An 18,192-nucleotide genomic window follows, 5' to 3' on the forward strand; every position below is an offset into this window, starting at 1 on the left:
GCGTCGGGCTCCGGCTCGCGGCCGCGGAACGCGATATAGGCGTCTTCCGGATCGCGCGAGCCGCCGGAAGAATAGATGTCGTCGTGCAGGCGTTTTGCAACCCTGGAATCGAAGATGTCGCCGGCCTCCTCGAAGGCGCCGAACGCGTCGGCGTCCATCACCTCGGACCACATGTAGCTGTAATAGCCCGAGGCATAATGGTCGCCGGAAAAGACATGGCCGAACTGGGTCGGCCGGTGCCGCAGCGAGATTTCCGCGGGCATCCCGATCTTGTCCAGCTCGGCGCGTTCGAACGCCCGCACGTCTGATATCGACTGTGCGGGCTGGGTGTGGAATTCGAGATCGATCAGCGCCGAGGAGACGAACTCGACAGTGGCAAAACCCTGGTTGAATTTGCGCGCGGCGATGAAGCGCTTCAGGAGATCGTCCGGCAGCGGCTCGCCGGTCTGGTAGTGGCGGGCAAACTGCCTGAGCACCTGGGGCTGCTCCTGCCAGTGCTCGTAGAGCTGCGAGGGCAGTTCGACGAAATCGGTGAACACCGAAGTGCCCGAAAGCGAGGGGTAGGTCACATCCGACAGCATCCCGTGCAGGGCGTGGCCGAATTCGTGAAACAGGGTGCGGGCGTCGTCCGGCGACAGCAGCGACGGCTGGCCGTCGGCGCCCCTGGAGAAATTGCAGACATTGAGAATCAGCGGCGCAACCTCGCCGTCGAGCTTCTGCTGGTCGCGCAGCGAGGTCATCCAGGCGCCTGAACGCTTTGACGGCCGGGCGAAATAGTCGCCGTAGAACAGCGCCTTGTGCCTGCCCGCGGCGTCCTTGACCTCCCAGACCCGGACGTCCGGGTGCCAGGCCGGGATATCCTTGCGCTCGGTGAAGGAGAGGCCGAACAGCCGGCTGGCGCAGTCGAAGCAAGCGTCGATCATGTGGTCGAGCGAGAGATAGGGCTTGATGGCGGCGTCGTCGAAATTGGCCCTGATCTGCCGCAGCTTCTCGGCGTAATAGCGCCAGTCCCACGGCGCCAGCGCGAAATTGCCGCCTTCTGCGGCGACCAGCGCCTGCAGGGCATCGCGATCGGCGAGTGCACGGGCACGGGCCGGCTTCCAGACCCGCTCCAGCAGGCCGCGCACCGCCTCCGGCGTTTTGGCCATCGAGTCCTCCAGCCGGTAGGCGGCGAAGGTCGGGAAGCCCAGCAGCCGGGCGGTCTCCTCGCGCAGCTTCAGGATCTCGAGGATGGTTTCGTTGTTGTCGTTGGCGTTGCCATTGTCGCCGCGCGCGGTGAAAGCCTTGAACACCTTTTCGCGCAGATCGCGGCGGGTGGAGCTCTTCAGGAACGGCTCCACGAAGGAGCGCGACAGCGTCATGACTGCCTTGCCGGCCATTCCGCGCTCCTCGGCCGCGGCCCTGGCGGCCGCGACAAAACCTTCAGCCAGGCCGTCGCGATCGGCCTCGCCGAGTTCCATGAACCAGTCCTGCTCGTCGCCGAGCAGATGATGGCTGAAGGCGGTGCCGAGATGGGCCAGCCGCTCGTTGATCTCGGCCATCCGCTTCTTGGCTAACTCGTTGAGCCCGGCGCCGGCGCGGTGGAAGCGGGTATAGGTGCGCTCCAGCAGCCGCAGCTGCTCGCCCGTCAGCCCGAGGTTGGCGCGGTTGTCGTGCAACAGCGCGATGCGTCCGAACAGCACCGCGTTCATCATGATCGGATTCCAGTGCCGCGCCATCCGCAGCGACACTTCCTTGTCGATCTCCAGCAGCTCCGGGTTGGAGTGCGCCGAGACCAGGTCGTAGAACACTGCCGCCACACGGGAGAGCAGCTTTCCGGAGCGCTCCAGCGCCGTGACGGTGTTGGCAAAGTCGGGCGCGGCGGGATCGTGCTCGATCGCGACGATCTCGGCGGCGTGATCGGCGAAGGCCTGCTCGAAGGCCGGCAGGAAGTGTTCCGGCGCGATCTCGGGGAATGGCGGGGTTTCAAACGGCGTCTGCCAGGCCTTCAGCAGCGGGTTTGCCTGGGCCTGCGTGGCGGCCGCCATTTCCGAGCTTTCCGACATCAAGATTTCCCGTTTTGGTCGCGAATGAATCGAGGGATCTATATCACGCGATGGGGCTTTTTTGGGCCCTTTTGCGCTTGATAGCAGGGGCCTTTTGATAGAGATTGCGCCCGCAACAGGATCTTGGCCCCAAGGACTTTGGCCCCATGAACGCGCAGCCCTCCCCGACCGCACCCCGCCGGATCAACTGGCAAAGCGTCGTCACCGTCATCAGCGCCGCGATCCTGATCGGCGCCGAGGTGTTCGGCGCCGCCTTCGCCGGCGGTTGGGCGCTCGGGATCCTGCTCGGGCTCGACAACACCAGCTCGCACATCCTGCAGGCGGTGCTGTTCGCGATCGGCGTCCTGATCATGGTGGCGTTCGTCCGCAACGCCCAGCGCATCGAGCCGTTCACGCGCCGCGCCTGAAGTCGGCGCACAGGAAGCGGCGCGCCGGCCCGTGAAAATACCTGCGCGCTCTTCGCACTCCCTTAAGAAAACTTAACGTCTGTTCACCTTTGGCGCCGCGCGCGTGCGCCGCAGGCAACACTGCAAGCAGATGTTAGGTAAATTTGTCCCCAGCCTAAAAAAACTGTTGCGAAGCAGAGTCAAAACACCTATTTGCACTCTTGCCCAATTTCGCACGTGCCTGTGGTCGTGTGTCAGTCGGTAGGTATCCGGACAAGAGGCCGGACAGCCGCCAAGGGACGAAGAACCGAGGGTCGCTCAGGTCATCTGACTTGAGAGTCCAGCATCTCTCTCAAGAGATGCCGTTGAAGGTCTCTTCGATCCTTGCAACCGTGACTGGCAGCCGGAGGCGAACCGGCGCACCTCGTTCTCAACGGGGGACGCGACTTAAAGCAACGACGGATCGGGCTTTTTTGGTCTCTGCCGGCTTTCCATCAGCCGGCGCGAATACCGAAGAGGCTTGTCCTTCATTGCCAGGTGTGCGGGCGGGATCCTTCCCAACCAATCCACGGCAGCACAGTTCGGTCTGAGTTTTTGGCTGCGTCGCGCCTCCATCGCGCAACGTGGCCGGAGCGCTCTGATCCGAGATCATTTTTTGAACGTGTCTCCGTCGCTGGGGCCGTTTGGGAGGGTGCTACTATGACTGAACGTATCCAGGAATTCCTGCGCAGCCGCCGTAACGAGGGCCAGGACGTCGAGCCGTGTCTCGTCGTCGACCTCGAGGTCGTGCGCGACAATTACCAGACCTTCGCGAAGGCGCTGCCGGACAGCCGCGTGTTCTATGCCGTCAAGGCCAACCCGGCGCCGGAAGTGCTGTCGCTGCTGGCCTCGATGGGCTCGTGCTTCGACTGCGCCTCGGTTCAGGAAATCCAGATGGCGCTGGACGCGGGTGCGACCCCGGAGCGTGTCTCCTATGGCAATACCATCAAGAAGGAGCGCGACATCGCGCGTGCCTTCGCGCTCGGCATTCGCCTGTTCTCGGTCGACTGCACCGCCGAGGTCGAGAAGATCGCCCGCGCCGCCCCCGGCGCCAAGGTGTTCTGCCGCATCCTCTATGACTGCGCCGGCGCCGAATGGCCGCTGTCGCGGAAGTTCGGCTGCGATCCGGAAATGGCGGTCGACGTGCTCGACCTCGCCAAGCGCCTCGGCCTGGAGCCCTATGGCATCTCGTTCCATGTCGGCTCGCAGCAGCGCAAGGTGAAGGCGTGGGATCGCGCGCTGTCGATGGCGTCATCGGTTTTCCGCGACTGCGCGGAGCGTGGCATCAACCTGTCGATGGTCAACATGGGCGGCGGATTTCCGACCAAGTACCTGAAGGAAGTTCCGGCGGTGGTGCAGTACGGCCGGTCGATCTTCCGTGCGCTGCGCAAGCATTTCGGCAACGCGATCCCGGAGACCATCATCGAGCCGGGCCGCGGCATGGTCGGCAATGCCGGCATCATCGAGACCGAAGTCGTTCTGATCTCCAAGAAGAGCGACGAGGACGAGGTGCGCTGGGTGTATCTCGACATCGGCAAGTTCGGCGGTCTCGCCGAGACGATGGACGAGTCGATCCGCTACGCCATCAAGACGCCGCATGACGGCGCCGAGATGACGCCGTGCGTGCTCGCGGGTCCGACCTGCGATTCCGCCGACGTGATGTACGAGAAGCTGCCGTACCCGCTTCCGGTGACGCTCGAGATCGGCGACAAGCTGCTGATCGAAGGCACCGGCGCGTATACGTCGACCTACTCGTCGGTGGCGTTCAACGGCTTCCCGCCGCTGCGGACCTACCACATCTGAGGCCTCTCCGAGGCCCGACTAACCGGGAGCCGGTGCGCCGGCTCCCTCCCCTTGATCTGTCCATTGCTGACAACGCTCCGCCGGCTCACTGCCGGCCGGAGCGAGGACTGACGTGCCATGACTGCTTTGCGGAAGCCCCCTGTTGCCCTCATTTCCGATGCCGCCCCGTTCGCGATCCGTGCGGAGCGTGCCTCGGACGTCGTTGCGCGTGAAGCGCTGCTGGATGCCTGCTTTGGCGCGAATCGCCATACGCGCACCTGCCAGCGCCTGCGCGACGGACGCGCGCCCGCCGAAGGCCTTGCCTTCTCGGTGGTGCGTCAGGGCCGACTGGTCGGAACCGTGCGGTTGTGGCACGTCAGCGCCGGGGGCAAGCCGGCGCTGGTGCTCGGCCCGCTCGCGGTCGACGCGTCCTGCCGCGAGCTCGGCATCGGCGCAGCCCTGATGACCCACGCGCTGGCGGCGGCTAAATCGCGCGGCCATGGCGCGGTGATCCTGCTCGGCGACGCGCCGTATTATGCCCGCTTCGGCTTCTCGGCGCTCGGGACCGGCGAACTGTCGCTGCCCGGCCCGTTCGAACGCGACCGGCTGCTGGCTCTTGAACTGCGCGACGGCGCGCTGGATGGCGCCTGGGGCATGATCGCGCCCTCGGGCGAGGCGGCGCCGCAGGCCAGGCTGTGGCCGGCCGGAAAAGCCCGTAGACTGGCCACTCACGCCGCTTGAACCGAGGTTAAATCCTCCCGGAGGTGCATGACATGTCTCGCCGCCTGATTTCCACCGGCTCGCCGTTCGAGAAGGCCGCCGGCTACAGCCGCGCCGTGCTCGACGGCGAGTTCGCCTTTGTCGCCGGCACCACCGGCTACGACTACGCCACCATGACCATGCCGGCCGATATCACCAGCCAGGCACGAAACTGTTTTGGGACCATCGAGGCCGCGCTCGCGGAAGGCGGCTTTGCGATGACCGACATCGTGCGGGCGACCTACTACATCACCAACGCCGCGGATGCCGAGGCCCTGATCGCGGTGTGCGGCGAAGTTCTCGGCAGTATCCGTCCCGCCTCGACGCTCCTGGTCGTCGCCGGGCTCTACAAGCCCGAGATGAAGGTCGAGATCGAAGTCACCGCGAAGCTGCAAACCTGAATCCCGCCGCGCCGCGCGGCCGATTATCACGGGCTGGCCGGTTGACTTTGCCGGCAGCGTACTTAGGTAAAAGTGATCATGATGAGCCTGCATTGCAAACGCATGTTGCTGCGCGCCGGTCACCTTCACGCAGGAAGGTAGCCCGGACGGATATAATTGAACCGTCCGGGTTCGATTGACTGCGATTTGAGCACCCCGAATCTCCCTTCCAGAAGTATTGATCGCGTGATGCCGCCGACATGCGCGTCCGGATGACTGTGAAAAACATGATCAACCCAGCCCGAACCCAGCTGCCGCCGATCCGGATCCGGCAGACCGACTTTGAACGGCTCGCCCAGCTCGCCGAAGCCGCCGCAGCGACGGCGCCGTCCACGGCCGAATTCCTGGCCGATGAAATCGAGCGCGCGACGCTGGTTCCCGACACCGCGCCGCTGGCGGGCGTCGTCGGCATGGACTCCGAAGTGATCTTCCGGGACGACGCCACCGGGCTGCAAAAGCAGGTCACACTGGTGTATCCGAAATCTGCTGACATCGAGGCTGGCCGCATCTCGGTGCTGACCCCGATCGGCGCCGCCCTGATCGGCCTGTCCGCCGGACAGGCCATCAGCTTCGCCACGCCCTCGGGCGAACGGAAATCCCTTACCGTCCTGGAAGTTCGCCAACCGAATTGACCGACTGACAATCATCGGCAAGATGCAGCCGCCATTGCCAGGCGATTGCCCGATCCGCCGCCAATTCTCATCCCCCTGATCGCGCCGACCTCGCGCGTTCCCCATCGTCCCTCGGAGTCGAAGCCAATGTCCTCGCCCATCCACGCGAAAATCACCGGTCCCATCGTCATGATCGGGTTCGGCTCGATCGGCAAAGGCACGCTGCCGCTGATCGAGCGGCATTTCGACTATGACAGATCGCGCTTCGTCATCATCGATCCGCATGAGGACGGCGAACTCGCCAACAAGCACGGCGTGCGCTTCATCAAGCAGGGCATCACCCGGGAGAACTACCGCGAGGTGCTGGTGCCGCTCTTGACCGAAGGCGGCGGCCAGGGCTTTTGCGTCAATTTGTCGGTCGACACCGGATCGGTCGACATCATGAGCCTGTGCCGCGAGATCGGCGCGCTCTACATCGACACCGTGGTGGAGCCGTGGCTCGGCTTCTATTTCGACAAGACCATCGGCCCCGAGAAGCGCTCCAACTACGCGCTGCGCGAAACCCTGCTCGCCGCCAAGCACAAGAGTCCCGGCGGCACCACCGCGGTCTCCACCTGCGGCGCCAATCCCGGCATGGTCTCGTGGTTCGTCAAGCAGGCGCTGCTCGACATCGCCCGCGACACCAACATCCCGATCAACGAGCCGAAGAGCCGCGAGGGCTGGGGCCAGCTCGCCCACAGGCTCGGCGTCAAGGGCATCCATATCGCCGAGCGCGACACCCAGCGTTCCAAAAAGCCGAAGCCGATGAACGTGTTCGTCAACACCTGGTCGGTGGAAGGCTTTGTGTCCGAAGGCATGCAGCCCGCCGAGCTCGGCTGGGGCACCCATGAAACCTGGATGCCGGACAATGGCCGCGCCCACACCGAAGGCTGCGGCGCCGCGATCTATCTGCTGCAGCCCGGCGCCAACACCCGCGTGCGCTCCTGGTGCCCGACCCCCGGCGCGCAATACGGCTTTCTCGTCACCCACAATGAGTCGATCTCGATCGCGGATTATTTCACCGTGCGCGACGGCCAGAAGGTGATCTACCGCCCGACCTGCCACTACGCCTATCATCCCGCCAACGACGCCGTGCTGTCGCTGCACGAGATTTTCGGCGCCACCGGCAAGATGCAGCCGAGCTGGCACATTCTGGACGAGAACGAGATCGAGGACGGCATCGACGAACTCGGCGTGCTGGTCTACGGCCACGCCAAGAATGCCTACTGGTACGGCTCGCAGCTCTCGATCGAGGAAACCCGTCAGATCTGCCCCTACCAGAACGCCACCGGCATGCAGGTGTCGTCGGCGGTGCTCGCCGGCATGGTGTGGGCGCTGGAAAACCCGACCGCCGGAATCGTCGAGGCCGACGAAATGGATTTCAGGCGCTGCCTCGAAATCCAGCGGCCGTATCTCGGCCCGGTGAAGGGTTTTTACACCGACTGGACGCCGCTCGCCGACCGGCCGGGACTGTTCCCGGAGGATATCGACGCGTCGGATCCGTGGCAGTTCCGGAACGTGCTGGTCAGGTGAGGCCGCGCCGGCGCCTGATGGCGCCGGGGTCGAACATAACCAGGCATTAACGATGTCGTGGCACGGTGAGGGGTCTTTGTTGCGAGGCTTGGAGCCGTCGCCGCAACTCCGTTGCGACCGAAGGCTCCTTCAGGGGAGCGCTGACCATGCGCGCCATCATTGCTATCGTCCTGGCTGCGGCGGCACTGGCTGCCTGCTCGCCTGACAATGATGTGACCGGCTCGATCGGGAGCTGCGCAAATAAGCTTTTTAGCCCGTTCAATCCCAGGGACATGAAGCAGTGCGTGGCTGCCTGCATCACCTGCGATCGTGGCGTGACCACCACCTGCTCCACATCCTGCACGCTCAAGGGTGCGCGCTGACGGCGCACGCAAGCCAAGCCCTTCCTTCGAGACGCGGCCAAGACGCCGCTTCTCTGGATCAGGACCGAGTGAGATAGGGGCTGTGAAAGCCGCTACCGCTCCTTGATCGGCGGGGCGATCTTTTCGGCGGGAGCGGACGGCAGCGCTGGCTGCGCACCCGCCTTCTGCGCCTCGGCATCGGGCCGCGCGGGCTCGGGCGGTACGGCGGTCGGCCGCGCGCCTGTCGTCGTCGGCTCGGAAGGGGCTGACGGCTTGTTCTCGGCGCCCGGCGTCGATTGCAGCGGCTGCGTCGCCTGCGCCATCTGCGGATGCGGCTGGCCGGAGTTGAGCTTCGCCAGCGAGATACCGGTGATGGCGAGCCCGGCTACCACCATGGCGCCGGCCAGCAACACATCCATCCTGTAGGCGCGTTTCCTGTCGTCCGGAGCCATTGAGTTCACCGCTGAGTTACCGCGAATTGGTTCGCAGGAGTTCAACGTTTGACCGGCAGCCCGGTTCCACGGCAGCAACCACGCGCCACGCAACAGTGCCGCGATGCTACAGCGCCAGCAGTCCCGCTTCGCCATCTTCCGCGGCGAACGCCAGCTGCGTGCCCTTGGCGTTCCAGGCCAGGCCTGCGACCTGCGCGCCGCCGTTCTTGCGCACCAGGATTTCCGCGCCGTCGGTCAGCCGCGCCATCAGCACGGTGCCGTCGCTGTAGCCAGCCGCCAGGATATCCTGCTTCGGATGGCAGGCGACCGCGGAGACGCGCGCCCGCAGCGGCGCCAGCATCGCGGGCTCCTTGCCCATCGGGCCGTCCTTGCTGCCGAACGGCCAGATGATCACGGAATCGGCGCCTGATGTCGCCAGGCCCTTGCCGCCGACGCTCCATGACAGCGAGCGCACGCGGCCGGGATAGCCGGTCATGCGCATGTGCCTGGTATCGGCGAGCCGCCAGCCATGCAGCGCCGGCTCATGCATCGCGGTGACCAGAAATTTGTTGTCGGGGCTGAAGATGACACCGAGATGCGAGCCGGCCCATTCCAGCACTTCGGCGTTGGCGGCCATGTTGGGAAACCACAGCGTCACGCCGTTGTAATGCGCGATCGCGAGCCGCAGCCCCTTCGGCGCGAATGCCAGGCCGCCGACGGTAGACGGCACGTCAAATGATTTTTCCTCGCTCTTGCCGCCGCGGACGTAGGCGGTCTTGCCGGCCGACCAGGCGATGGCGCCGTCGGGATGGACCGCGACATTGTCGATCCAGCGCCGCTTGGCGTCGGTCGCGAGCAGCGTGACCTCGCCCTTTTTGTCGAGCGCCACGACCTTGCCATCGTCACCGCCCATCACGATGCGGGCGCCATCGGTCGCGGCGCACAGGATGCCGCCGCGGTGGACCGGAGCCAGCGATATCTCGCCGTCAGAGGTCGCCAGCGCCACGCTTTCCTCAGCGCCGATGAAGGCCGCGATGTCGCCGAGAAAGTGCACCGAGGTGACGGGCATGCCGATCGCGAGCGGGCGCACCCGGTCGGTGACCGAGACGATGGAAGCGGCATTCTGGCCGGGATCGAACTCTTTCATCACGTGGTGATACAGCCTTCGAAGCCGTCACGGATCATCTGCTCGGGCAGCTCCCGGCCGATGAAGACGAGGCGGCTCTCGCGCGCTTCGCCGTCCTTCCAGGCACGCTGGTGGTCGCCTTCTAGCATCATGTGGACGCCCTGAAACACGTAACGGTCGTCATCGTCGGTGAAGGCGAGAATGCCTTTCGAGCGCAAGATCTTCTGGCCCTCGCTGGCGACCAGGTTCTGCAGCCACGGCATGAATTTCGTCGCATCGAGCGGCTTGTCGGACCGCAGCGACAGCGATTGCATGTCTTCGTCGTGATAGTGCTTCAGGCCACCATGGCTGTGGCCATGATCGTGAGCATGATCGTGTCCGTGATGATGATCATGGTCGTGACCGTGGCCGTCACCGGCATCGAGAAATTCCGGCTCGATTTCGAGAATGCGGTCGAGATCGAACGCGCCGCGCTCCAGCACGTCCGACAGCGCCACCTGGCAGCGCTCGGTGCGGTGCAGTTTGGCGTAGGGGTTGATGGCGCGGATCCGGGCCTCGACTTCGGCCAGTTCGGCCTTGGAGACGAGATCGGTCTTGTTGAGCACGATGACGTCGGCGAAAGCGATCTGGTTCTTGGCCTCGGGCGCGTCTTTGAGCCGGTCGTTCAGCCATTTGGCGTCGGCCACCGTCACCACGGCGTCGAGCCGGGCGTGCTTCTGCACGTCCTCGTCGACGAAGAAGGTCTGCGCCACCGGCGCCGGATCGGCGAGGCCCGTAGTCTCGACGATGATGGCGTCGAACTTGCCCTTGCGCTTCATCAACCCGTCGAGGATACGCACGAGGTCGCCGCGCACGGTGCAGCAGACGCAGCCATTGTTCATCTCGAACACTTCTTCGTCTGCGCCGATGATCAAATCGTTGTCGATACCGATCTCGCCGAATTCGTTGACGATGACGGCGTATTTCTTGCCGTGGTTTTCCGAAAGGATGCGGTTGAGCAGGGTGGTCTTGCCGGCGCCGAGATAGCCCGTCAGCACGGTCACGGGAATTTTTTGGGACGAAGGTTCAGTCATAGTCACTCCGGAGGGGCGGTATTTCGCGCTGCTCTGCCGGCGGCAGGGAGGGCCCCTGCCCTAATTGGCGAGCGCACTGGTCAGGGCCTTTATATTGTGCCTGACCATATCAATGTAAGTGGGGGCGTCGCCCTTTTCGGCCGTCAGGCTGTCGGAATACAGCGTTCCGCCGACCTTGGCGCCGGTCTCGGCCGATATCCGCCGGATCAGCCTGCTATCGCTGATGTTTTCGAGGAAAACCGCCGGGATTTTCTGGGTCCTGATCTGGGTGATGATGCGGGCGATGTCGCGCGCGCTGGCCTCGGATTCGGTGGAAACGCCGAGCGGCGCCACGAATTCGATGCCATAGGCTGACGCCAGATAGCCGAACGCATCATGGGTCGAGATCACCTTGCGGCGGTCTTGCGGGATCTGCGCCACCGCCGCCCGCATCTCGCGGTCGAGCGCGTCGAGCTTTTCGAGATAGGTTTGCGCGTTGCCGCGATAGAACTCGGCCCCGGCGGGGTCGGCGGCGGCCAGCGCGTCGCGGATGTTGGTCACGTATATCTTGGCATTGGCGGCCGATTGCCAGGCGTGCGGATCGGCATGGGAGCCGAGCTTGCGCGGCGCGATGCCCTTGGTCGCAATGGCGATGGTTGGTTTCTTGCCCGAGGATTTCACCAGCCGCGACAGCCAGCCTTCGAAGTCGAGGCCGTTGACGATGACGAGCCTGGCATCGGCAATCTTCTTTGCGTCGGCCGCTGTCGGCGTATAGACGTGCGCGTCGCCGTCGGGGCCGACCAGCGTCGTGACATCGACGCGGTCGCCGCCGACATTGCGGACGAAATCGCCGAGGATCGAAAAGCTGGCGACTACGTTGAGGCGATCCTGCGCGTGGGCGGGAAGTGCTGCGGTGATCAACGCGAAACAGCCGAGCCAGAATAGTCGTCGCATGATTTACGCCTCCAGATGCCGGCGGGGAAACATCTGCCGGAACAGGCCGCTGACGGTGCCGAACAGGACCGAGCCGATATACAGCACCGCCGCCACCAGGATGATCGCAGGCCCCGAAGGCACCTTGGTCTGGAACGACAGCACCAGCCCCGCATAGCCCGACACGATCGCGCTCGCGACCGCGATGCAGATCATGCCGGTGATGTCGCGCGACCAGAACCGCGCGATGCCGGCGGGCAGGATCATCAGCCCGACCGCGAGCAGAGTGCCGAGCGCGTGAAAGCCGTTGACGAGATTGATGACCAAAAGGGCCAGAAACGCCAGATGCGCCGGCGCGCCAGCGCGGCTGACGGTGCGCAAGAACACCGGATCGACGCATTCGATCACCAGCGGGCGAAAGATCACCGCCAGCACCAGCAGCGTGATGGTGGCATTGAAGGCGATCACCAGCAGGGTTTGGTCGTCCATGGCGAGGATGTTGCCGAACAGCACGTGCAGGAGGTCGATGTTGGTGCCCTTGATGGAAACGATGGTGACGCCGAGCGCCAGCGACACCAGATAGAAGGTCGCCAGCGAGGCGTCTTCCTTCAGCTCGGTGTTGCGCGCGACCAGCCCGGCGAGGATGGCGACGGTAAAGCCCGCGATCAATCCGCCCGCGGTCATCGCGAACAGGCTGAGGCCGGACAGCAGGAAGCCGATCGCCGCCCCCGGCAGGATGGCGTGCGCCATGGCATCGCCGACCAGTGACATCCGCCGCAGCATCAGGAACACGCCGATCGGCGCGCCACCCAGCGACAACGCGATCACGGCGGCCAGCGCCCGGCGCATGAATTCGAATTCGGTGAAGGGCGCGATCAGCGCGTCATAAATCATCGCTCACGCCGCCCGCGACGGCAGGTCGTCGACCGCGCAGGCCGGCGCGCCGTCGTCGAAGGCTTCGCACATCCGGCGCGCTTCGGCGAGATTGTCCGATGTCAGGACCTCGGCGGTCGCACCCCACGCCACCGGCCCGCGCGCCAGCAACAGGGTTTCCGGAAAATGGGCACGCACCAGATCCATGTCGTGCAGCGCCGCCAGCACCGTGCGCTTCTCGGCGTGCCAATGGCGCACCAGCGCCAGCAGGTCCACCGAGGTTTTGGCGTCGATGGCGTTGAAGGGCTCGTCCAGCACGATCAGCCGCGCATCCTGCAGCAGCACCCGCGCGAACAGCATGCGCTGCATCTGCCCGCCCGACAGCGTCCCGATCGGCCGGTTTTCAAACCCGTTGAGGCCGACGGCGGCGAGCGCCTGCGCGATCTTCTCGCGCGCGGATTTGCCCATGCCCCCGAAAAAGCCAACTGAGCGCCACAGCCCGGTGCCGACGAAATCATACACCGAGATCGGAAAGCTGCGGTCGATATCGGCGGTCTGCGGCAGATAGGCGATATCGCGGACGTTGAGGTCGCCAAGCCCGATCGAGCCCGCCAGCGGCTTCAGGATGCCGACCAGCCCGCGAAACAGCGTCGACTTGCCGGCGCCGTTGGGGCCGACCACCGCGAGCAGCGCACCGGTGGCGACCTCGCCGTCGAGGTGGTGCACGGCCGGATGCCGGTCATAGCCCAGCGTGACGTCGCGGAATTTGAGTTGCGCGGCCATGCTCACCTCATCGCCATCCAAACCACGGCCCACAGGCCGGCGCTGACCGTAAGCGCTGCCCCCAGTCGGGCCAAAACCGTCATGCGCAGGATCGACCAGGGCGCCGCCTGCGCCGGATGCGGCGACGACGGCCCGTGGCTATGGGCGTGGGGATGTGCGTGGTCGTGAGAATGCGCATGAGTCATGAGAAAACGTTATAATATAACATAACGGGTGTCCACGGAGGGTTTTTGAGGCCGTGGATTCATTAACGTCCAGCGATAGCCGTATTGATGCGCGCTGGATGAGGGCAAGGTAGTTGACAGCGAGCTTGTCGTGGCAAGTTGCAACGCACCGACACCGTTGATCTTGTTGAAGGCTCCGGTTTGGTAGCTTGAACCACGCGCCGGGCAACGCCATCAACCCGCAGAGGCTATGGCAGCCCATCAGGCTCTTGCCGCGCCGCCGACCTGGGCGGCGACATTTTCAAAGCCGAAGGTAGGTGTATCCTTCTTTTTTCTGAAGGCGGCTGATCTCCGCAATACCCGAAGGTACCAACACGGCCTCAGGTACCACGGCACGTGTATCGATCTGCTGGCGCGTCAATGTGTTGGTGCATACGCGAAACTCAACCCCGCGAGCACGCAATTCGCGTAGCGCGCCAATGTAAGGTTGCCCTTCAGTATCCTGCGCCCCCTGAAGGAGGAAATTGATCCCATCGCTATGAGCGACGACAACGACCTGCAGATTTGGCTCGGCGTCGAGATGGTTTTTCAACGTACGCAAGTTCGCCTTGACGTGATTGCCTCCGGCGAGGTGATAAACGATGCGAGTACCCTGCGCGGTCCCCGCGCTGGATTGTGCATTCCAGGGTTGCGCCAGCGCGAGCCACCCGACGATCAGCAACGCGGCGATTCCGGGAGTCGCCGCCAGACAGAATCCCAGTGACCGCGAGGTGGCCTGTTGCGGCGCGGCTGCAAATTGAGCCTGCACCGCCTCTCGCAATCGTAACGGCGCCTTCGCAGGTTCGCAGGCGCGGGAGATCGCTGTCCGCAGTGTCTGGACGCCAGCTATTGCGGCACTGCACCTGGGGCACTCCTGCAAATGCGCCTCCACTGCGAGCGCGCTTTGCAGATCAAGCTCGCCATCAATATAGGGGCTCAACAGGCGATTGAGTTCGGCGCATTTCATGTTCCGGTCTCCCTTGGTCTGACGCGCTCGGCGATCAAGCCCTGAAGCAGGCGGCGCGCCCGCGACAGGCGAGACATCACGGTGCCGATCGGCGTCCCGACGATGTCGGCGATCTCCTGGTACGAGCAACCTTCGATTTCCCTCAAAACCAACACTTCATGAAAGTCGCGAGGCAAGGCGCCGAGGCATTGCCGCACCATCTCGCTTTCGGCGCGCGCGATCACGGCGGCCTCGGGGTTAACCGGCAGGGTAATCACCGCCCCGGCTGCAAGCATCTCCGCGTCATGGCGCTGTTCGTCAAAGTCCTCGGCGGGGCCGGGCAGATGCTCGCGTTGCCGAAGCTCGTAGCAGGCGTTTCGGACGATGCGCAGCAGCCAGGGTCTGGCATTATCGCCGCGCAGCGAGCCGAAAAACCTCCATGCACGCAAATAGGCCTCCTGGACTGCGTCCTCGGCAAGTCCGTCATTCTTCGCCAGCCATCGCGCAAGATTGTAGGCAGCATCGAGGTGCGGCAGCATCAGCCGCTCGAATCGCTCGCGCTCCCAGTCGTCGTGCATAGGTTCCTCCTGATACAGGATCGGCCGGCAATCAATCTTATTCCCGGAACCATCGGGAATAAACGCTCGACGGCACCGGTAGGACACAATGGGACGGGGGTCGACCTGACGTTCCCGCTTCGTTTCGAGGAAATCCAAGGAGAACCGATCATGAGGAAATCTCTCGTCGCCGCCGCTGCTGCGCTCGCGTTGACCGCCATGGCAACTGCCGCCGTCGCCGACAATGCGGTCGGGCCAGACAAGGTCGTCTATCACGTCAACAACACGGAGTTGCAGGCTTCCGATGCGCTGCGCAACATCGGCAATCACCTGGAAGTTAACCCGAAGGCGAAGATCGTCGTCGTAACCCATGCGCGCGGCGTCGACATGCTGTTCAAGGACGCAAAGGACAAGAACGGCAATGCATACAGCGCCGGGATCGCGGAACTCAAACTGCAAGGAGTGCAATTCGACATCTGCCAGATCACCCTGCGCAATCGCAAACTGGAGAAGGACCAGTTCGTATCCGAGGCGACGTTCGTGCCCTCAGGCGTGGCCGAGATCACACGGCTGCAGCAGCGCGAAGGCTACGCATACCTCAGACCTTGATCCAGGTCGTCGCTCAGACGTAGTGGCTGGACCGGTCGCCCTTCGCCACTCCGTAATTCGGCAGCCACAATTCTGGGACGTCTGCTTGGACCGAAATCCGAAGCGTCCGCGCTGGGCTCTTGTGCCAATTGTTTCGTACTCTCCTGCCACATCGCGTCATTTCGCGGCGACACAGCGACGCAGTCGCTTTCGGAGTGGAAGCAGACATTCAGCGAACCGTGCTGACAGCACCGTATTTATGAGTACGCAGTGCCTACGGCTTGCCGATCGCCATCGCGATCGCCGCCGCCAGGAACGGGAACGGCAGCGACACCGCCGCGCGGAACCAGACGAAGCGCTCCGGCATGAACGGGATTTCCCACAGGATCAGCCGCTGGAAGGCGAACAGCGCCCAGGCGGTCACATAGGCGATGACCTGCGGCGGACCCGCGCCGGCCTTCATGGCGACCGCGCCCAGCGAAAAGCCGATCACCGGGCCGCCCGGCGTGGCGGCGCCGGCGACGGTGGCCATCAGCACGCCAAGCCAGCCCGAATCGGGCCCGAGCCAGCCGGTGATTACTTCGGAGGGAATGACGGCAGCGATATAGCCCGCGCCGATCACGCCGAGCGCGATGCGCGGCACGATGTTGATGAAATCCAGCGTGCCTTCGCGCATCGACGAGACCAGCACGGGGCGGCCGCGCTGAAAGGACATGAACCCGAGCACGGCGACCGAACCCCACAGGATGATGTCGACGATCAGCGCGCTCATGGCGGTGCGCCCTTCGGATAGAGCCTGATATAGACGAAGCGGCCGAGCGCGCCGGCCAGGATCGGCAGCGGCAGCGAGATCACGATGCGCCACAGCGTGAAGTCGGTGCCCATGATCGGCAATTCCCAGACGATGGCGCGGCCATAGCCGATCAGGGTCCAGCTCACCACCATGGCGATGGCGGCGCCGAAATCGGCGCCGACCGTGAGCAATGCAGCCGCCACCGGATAGACCGTAAACGGTCCGCCCGGCAGGATCGCGCCGAACGCGGTGCCGATCAGCAAGCCCTTCAGGCCGGAATTCGGCCCGAGCGCACGCGACACCTTCTCGTGCGGCAGGATCTCGGCGATGAAGGCGCCGAGCAGGCAGCCTGCCAGCACGCGCGGCAGGATGCCGCCGAACAACTCCAGATCGCTGAAGAGAATCTGCAGCACGCCGTCGGCGCCGTCGCGGCGCCAGACCAGCACCACGCAGACCGCGACCAGCACGGCGAGGAAGATCATCGACCAGCCGATCGGCTTGCGGATGCGTCCGGGACGCGGCGCGGTGTCCGCGGCGTCGTCGGCCGGCGCCGGGTCTTTCAGGGGGAGTTCTGCCAAGGCAATCGGTCTGGGAGGTGAAAAGGCTGAACCTGCTTAAGTCTTGACCTGCTTAGTCTTGACGGCACAGCGAAGCAAACGGAACGACAGCGCAACCCCATGCGTGGCCCGTGGGTAGCCATGCGCAGGCGCGGGTTCACGTCAAGTGGCGCACCAGCGCGAGGCCCGCGAACAGGCCGGCGATCGACAGCACCACCGAGCCCAGCACGTAAAACAGCGCATGGGCGATCTCGCCCCGCTGGTAAAGCAGCGCGGCGTCGAGCGAGAACGCCGAGAAGGTGGTGTAGCCGCCGAGGATGCCGGTCATCAGGAACAGCCGCCAGGGCTGCGAGGCCCCGCCCTTGAAGGCGAGATAGCCGGCCATCAGGCCCATGACGAGCGAGCCGGAGATATTGATGATGAAGGTGCTCCAGGGAAACGCGGTGCCGAGGCCGCGCGCGCTGAGCATGTTGACGGCGTGGCGCAGCGACGCGCCGATCCCGCCACCGACGAACACCAGAAGATAGCTTCTCATCTGCTCCACCCGCACTCCAGTTGCAAGCCACAGACCTCAGTATGCGGCGCGGCTGACCCAAACGAAAGGGCGGCAGTGAGATACTGCCGCCCCAACAATCTGGTTGTCATTCCGGGGCGATGCGCAGCATCGAACCCGGAATCTCGAGATTCCGGGTTCGGCCCTTCGGGGCCGCCCCGGAATGACAGAACTAAACGCCGGCCTTCGAGAACAGCTCGTCGACATACTCCCAGTTCACCAGATGATCGACGAACGCCTTGAGATAGTCGGGGCGGCGGTTGCGATAATCGATGTAGTAGGAGTGCTCCCAGACGTCGACGCCGAGGATCGGGGTGGCGCCGTGCACCAGCGGGCTTTCGCCGTTGGCGGTCTTGGAGATTTCGAGCTTGCCGTTCTTGACCGACAGCCAGGCCCAGCCCGAGCCGAACTGGCCGACGCCGGCGGCGGCGAAATCGGTCTTGAACTTCTCGAGCCCGCCGAGATCCTGGTCGATCTTCTTGGCCAGACGGCCGGGCAATTTGTCGCCGCCGCCGTTGGGCTTCATCCAGTTCCAGAAATGCAGGTGGTTGTAGTGCTGGCCGGCATTGTTGAACAGCGGCGCATTCTTGCCGAACGAGCCCTTGACGATCTCCTCGAGAGACTTGCCCTCGAATTCGGTGCCTTTCAGCAGATTGTTGCCGTTGGTCACATAGGCCTGATGATGCTTGTCGTGGTGGAATTCCAGCGTTTCCTTCGACATATGAGGAGCAAGCGCGTCATAGGCATAAGGAAGGGTGGGAAGCGTGAAGGTCATGGGGTGATGTCCGCAATGATGGGAGACGTTGGCTTAACGGGAACCCT

Annotated in this window: 22 protein-coding genes; 8 read left to right on the top strand and 14 right to left on the bottom strand. The window is 64.3% G+C overall.

Going from position 1 to position 18,192, the window contains the following annotated elements; all coding sequences use genetic code 11:
- Positions 1-2,045 (bottom strand): M3 family metallopeptidase (locus tag Q8N40_RS20000; protein ID WP_305713011.1); only part of this gene is annotated, 2,045 nt, incomplete at its 3' end.
- 146 nt (positions 2,046-2,191) lie between these two features.
- Here Q8N40_RS20000 and Q8N40_RS20005 point away from each other — a divergent pair.
- From Q8N40_RS20005 to Q8N40_RS20035, 7 genes are all read left to right on the top strand, one after another.
- On the top strand, positions 2,192-2,452 hold the full coding sequence (locus tag Q8N40_RS20005) for a hypothetical protein (protein ID WP_305318228.1): 261 nt from the start codon (positions 2,192-2,194) through the stop codon (positions 2,450-2,452).
- 678 nt (positions 2,453-3,130) lie between these two features.
- Positions 3,131-4,273 (top strand): type III PLP-dependent enzyme, encoded by a 1,143-nt coding sequence (locus Q8N40_RS20010; RefSeq protein WP_305322904.1) that lies wholly within the window; start codon positions 3,131-3,133, stop codon positions 4,271-4,273.
- Between the two features lie 117 nt (positions 4,274-4,390).
- Positions 4,391-4,993, top strand: coding sequence for a GNAT family N-acetyltransferase (locus Q8N40_RS20015; protein ID WP_305713012.1), 603 nt, complete (start codon positions 4,391-4,393; stop codon positions 4,991-4,993).
- Positions 4,994-5,025: 32 nt separating this feature from the next.
- Positions 5,026-5,412 carry a RidA family protein gene (locus Q8N40_RS20020; protein ID WP_305322902.1) on the top strand — a complete coding sequence of 129 codons (387 nt, stop codon included), beginning with the start codon at positions 5,026-5,028 and terminating at the stop codon, positions 5,410-5,412.
- Between the two features lie 266 nt (positions 5,413-5,678).
- Positions 5,679-6,083 carry a nucleoside diphosphate kinase regulator gene (rnk, locus tag Q8N40_RS20025; protein ID WP_305713013.1) on the top strand — a complete coding sequence of 135 codons (405 nt, stop codon included), beginning with the start codon at positions 5,679-5,681 and terminating at the stop codon, positions 6,081-6,083.
- A gap of 126 nt (positions 6,084-6,209) precedes the next feature.
- Positions 6,210-7,634, top strand: coding sequence for a homospermidine synthase (locus tag Q8N40_RS20030; protein WP_305713014.1), 1,425 nt, complete (start codon positions 6,210-6,212; stop codon positions 7,632-7,634).
- A 146-nt stretch (positions 7,635-7,780) separates the two neighbouring features.
- Positions 7,781-7,996: a hypothetical protein gene (locus Q8N40_RS20035; protein WP_305318705.1), complete on the top strand. Its 216-nt coding sequence runs from the start codon at positions 7,781-7,783 to the stop codon at positions 7,994-7,996.
- 92 nt (positions 7,997-8,088) lie between these two features.
- On the opposite strand, the gene Q8N40_RS20040 is transcribed toward Q8N40_RS20035, so the two are convergent.
- From Q8N40_RS20040 to Q8N40_RS20080, 9 genes are all read right to left on the bottom strand, one after another.
- Positions 8,089-8,427 (bottom strand): hypothetical protein, encoded by a 339-nt coding sequence (locus tag Q8N40_RS20040; RefSeq protein ID WP_305318706.1) that lies wholly within the window; start codon positions 8,425-8,427, stop codon positions 8,089-8,091.
- A 106-nt stretch (positions 8,428-8,533) separates the two neighbouring features.
- A complete protein-coding gene (locus tag Q8N40_RS20045; RefSeq protein ID WP_305713039.1) occupies positions 8,534-9,553 on the bottom strand; it encodes a WD40 repeat domain-containing protein in 1,020 nt (339 codons plus the stop codon).
- Positions 9,553-10,605 (bottom strand): GTP-binding protein, encoded by a 1,053-nt coding sequence (locus Q8N40_RS20050; protein ID WP_305713015.1) that lies wholly within the window; start codon positions 10,603-10,605, stop codon positions 9,553-9,555. The genes Q8N40_RS20045 and Q8N40_RS20050 overlap by 1 nt, the downstream gene beginning before the upstream one ends.
- A 60-nt stretch (positions 10,606-10,665) precedes the next feature.
- Positions 10,666-11,538 carry a metal ABC transporter solute-binding protein, Zn/Mn family gene (locus Q8N40_RS20055; protein WP_305713016.1) on the bottom strand — a complete coding sequence of 291 codons (873 nt, stop codon included), beginning with the start codon at positions 11,536-11,538 and terminating at the stop codon, positions 10,666-10,668.
- Between the two features lie 3 nt (positions 11,539-11,541).
- A complete protein-coding gene (locus Q8N40_RS20060; protein ID WP_305713017.1) occupies positions 11,542-12,411 on the bottom strand; it encodes a metal ABC transporter permease in 870 nt (289 codons plus the stop codon).
- 3 nt (positions 12,412-12,414) lie between these two features.
- Positions 12,415-13,173 carry a metal ABC transporter ATP-binding protein gene (locus Q8N40_RS20065; RefSeq protein ID WP_305318081.1) on the bottom strand — a complete coding sequence of 253 codons (759 nt, stop codon included), beginning with the start codon at positions 13,171-13,173 and terminating at the stop codon, positions 12,415-12,417.
- Positions 13,174-13,175: 2 nt separating this feature from the next.
- Complete coding sequence (locus Q8N40_RS20070) at positions 13,176-13,358, bottom strand: hypothetical protein (RefSeq protein ID WP_305713018.1); 183 nt, start codon at positions 13,356-13,358, stop codon at positions 13,176-13,178.
- A 280-nt stretch (positions 13,359-13,638) separates the two neighbouring features.
- Positions 13,639-14,343 carry a zf-HC2 domain-containing protein gene (locus tag Q8N40_RS20075; RefSeq protein WP_305713019.1) on the bottom strand — a complete coding sequence of 235 codons (705 nt, stop codon included), beginning with the start codon at positions 14,341-14,343 and terminating at the stop codon, positions 13,639-13,641.
- On the bottom strand, positions 14,340-14,900 hold the full coding sequence (locus Q8N40_RS20080) for a sigma-70 family RNA polymerase sigma factor (protein WP_305713020.1): 561 nt from the start codon (positions 14,898-14,900) through the stop codon (positions 14,340-14,342). Before Q8N40_RS20080 ends, Q8N40_RS20075 begins: the two co-directional genes overlap by 4 nt.
- A 150-nt stretch (positions 14,901-15,050) precedes the next feature.
- Here Q8N40_RS20080 and Q8N40_RS20085 point away from each other — a divergent pair, with 150 nt between their 5' ends.
- Positions 15,051-15,488, top strand: a complete 438-nt coding sequence (locus Q8N40_RS20085) for a DsrE family protein (RefSeq protein ID WP_305713021.1) — start codon at positions 15,051-15,053, stop codon at positions 15,486-15,488.
- A gap of 253 nt (positions 15,489-15,741) precedes the next feature.
- Here Q8N40_RS20085 and Q8N40_RS20090 read toward each other — a convergent pair whose 3' ends face one another.
- The 4 genes from Q8N40_RS20090 to Q8N40_RS20105 all read right to left on the bottom strand — a co-directional run bounded on the left by Q8N40_RS20090 (position 15,742) and on the right by Q8N40_RS20105 (position 18,145).
- Positions 15,742-16,239: a hypothetical protein gene (locus Q8N40_RS20090; RefSeq protein WP_305318077.1), complete on the bottom strand. Its 498-nt coding sequence runs from the start codon at positions 16,237-16,239 to the stop codon at positions 15,742-15,744.
- Complete coding sequence (locus Q8N40_RS20095; protein WP_305713022.1) at positions 16,236-16,838, bottom strand: permease; 603 nt, start codon at positions 16,836-16,838, stop codon at positions 16,236-16,238. Before Q8N40_RS20095 ends, Q8N40_RS20090 begins: the two co-directional genes overlap by 4 nt.
- A 136-nt stretch (positions 16,839-16,974) precedes the next feature.
- A complete protein-coding gene (gene crcB / locus Q8N40_RS20100; RefSeq protein ID WP_305713023.1) occupies positions 16,975-17,352 on the bottom strand; it encodes a fluoride efflux transporter CrcB in 378 nt (125 codons plus the stop codon).
- Between the two features lie 190 nt (positions 17,353-17,542).
- A complete protein-coding gene (locus Q8N40_RS20105; RefSeq protein WP_305713024.1) occupies positions 17,543-18,145 on the bottom strand; it encodes a superoxide dismutase in 603 nt (200 codons plus the stop codon).
- Positions 18,146-18,192: the final 47 nt, after the last annotated feature.

This window comes from Bradyrhizobium sp., assembly GCF_030693485.1.
Taxonomy (GTDB): Bacteria; Pseudomonadota; Alphaproteobacteria; order Rhizobiales; family Xanthobacteraceae; genus Bradyrhizobium.

What these genes read in the sequence shown, in the direction of transcription:
- Q8N40_RS20005 (WP_305318228.1), top strand. Translation starts at nt 2,192, where the DNA reads ATGAACGCGCAGCCCTCCCCGACCGCACCCCGCCGGATCAACTGGCAA.
- Q8N40_RS20010 (WP_305322904.1), top strand. Translation starts at nt 3,131, where the DNA reads ATGACTGAACGTATCCAGGAATTCCTGCGCAGCCGCCGTAACGAGGGC.
- Q8N40_RS20015 (WP_305713012.1), top strand. Translation starts at nt 4,391, where the DNA reads ATGACTGCTTTGCGGAAGCCCCCTGTTGCCCTCATTTCCGATGCCGCC.
- Q8N40_RS20020 (WP_305322902.1), top strand. Translation starts at nt 5,026, where the DNA reads ATGTCTCGCCGCCTGATTTCCACCGGCTCGCCGTTCGAGAAGGCCGCC.
- rnk (WP_305713013.1), top strand. Translation starts at nt 5,679, where the DNA reads ATGATCAACCCAGCCCGAACCCAGCTGCCGCCGATCCGGATCCGGCAG.
- Q8N40_RS20030 (WP_305713014.1), top strand. Translation starts at nt 6,210, where the DNA reads ATGTCCTCGCCCATCCACGCGAAAATCACCGGTCCCATCGTCATGATC.
- Q8N40_RS20035 (WP_305318705.1), top strand. Translation starts at nt 7,781, where the DNA reads ATGCGCGCCATCATTGCTATCGTCCTGGCTGCGGCGGCACTGGCTGCC.
- Q8N40_RS20040 (WP_305318706.1), bottom strand. Translation starts at nt 8,427, where the DNA reads ATGGCTCCGGACGACAGGAAACGCGCCTACAGGATGGATGTGTTGCTG.
- Q8N40_RS20045 (WP_305713039.1), bottom strand. Translation starts at nt 9,553, where the DNA reads ATGAAAGAGTTCGATCCCGGCCAGAATGCCGCTTCCATCGTCTCGGTC.
- Q8N40_RS20050 (WP_305713015.1), bottom strand. Translation starts at nt 10,605, where the DNA reads ATGACTGAACCTTCGTCCCAAAAAATTCCCGTGACCGTGCTGACGGGC.
- Q8N40_RS20055 (WP_305713016.1), bottom strand. Translation starts at nt 11,538, where the DNA reads ATGCGACGACTATTCTGGCTCGGCTGTTTCGCGTTGATCACCGCAGCA.
- Q8N40_RS20060 (WP_305713017.1), bottom strand. Translation starts at nt 12,411, where the DNA reads ATGATTTATGACGCGCTGATCGCGCCCTTCACCGAATTCGAATTCATG.
- Q8N40_RS20065 (WP_305318081.1), bottom strand. Translation starts at nt 13,173, where the DNA reads ATGGCCGCGCAACTCAAATTCCGCGACGTCACGCTGGGCTATGACCGG.
- Q8N40_RS20070 (WP_305713018.1), bottom strand. Translation starts at nt 13,358, where the DNA reads ATGACTCATGCGCATTCTCACGACCACGCACATCCCCACGCCCATAGC.
- Q8N40_RS20075 (WP_305713019.1), bottom strand. Translation starts at nt 14,343, where the DNA reads ATGAAATGCGCCGAACTCAATCGCCTGTTGAGCCCCTATATTGATGGC.
- Q8N40_RS20080 (WP_305713020.1), bottom strand. Translation starts at nt 14,900, where the DNA reads ATGCACGACGACTGGGAGCGCGAGCGATTCGAGCGGCTGATGCTGCCG.
- Q8N40_RS20085 (WP_305713021.1), top strand. Translation starts at nt 15,051, where the DNA reads ATGAGGAAATCTCTCGTCGCCGCCGCTGCTGCGCTCGCGTTGACCGCC.
- Q8N40_RS20090 (WP_305318077.1), bottom strand. Translation starts at nt 16,239, where the DNA reads ATGAGCGCGCTGATCGTCGACATCATCCTGTGGGGTTCGGTCGCCGTG.
- crcB (WP_305713023.1), bottom strand. Translation starts at nt 17,352, where the DNA reads ATGAGAAGCTATCTTCTGGTGTTCGTCGGTGGCGGGATCGGCGCGTCG.
- Q8N40_RS20105 (WP_305713024.1), bottom strand. Translation starts at nt 18,145, where the DNA reads ATGACCTTCACGCTTCCCACCCTTCCTTATGCCTATGACGCGCTTGCT.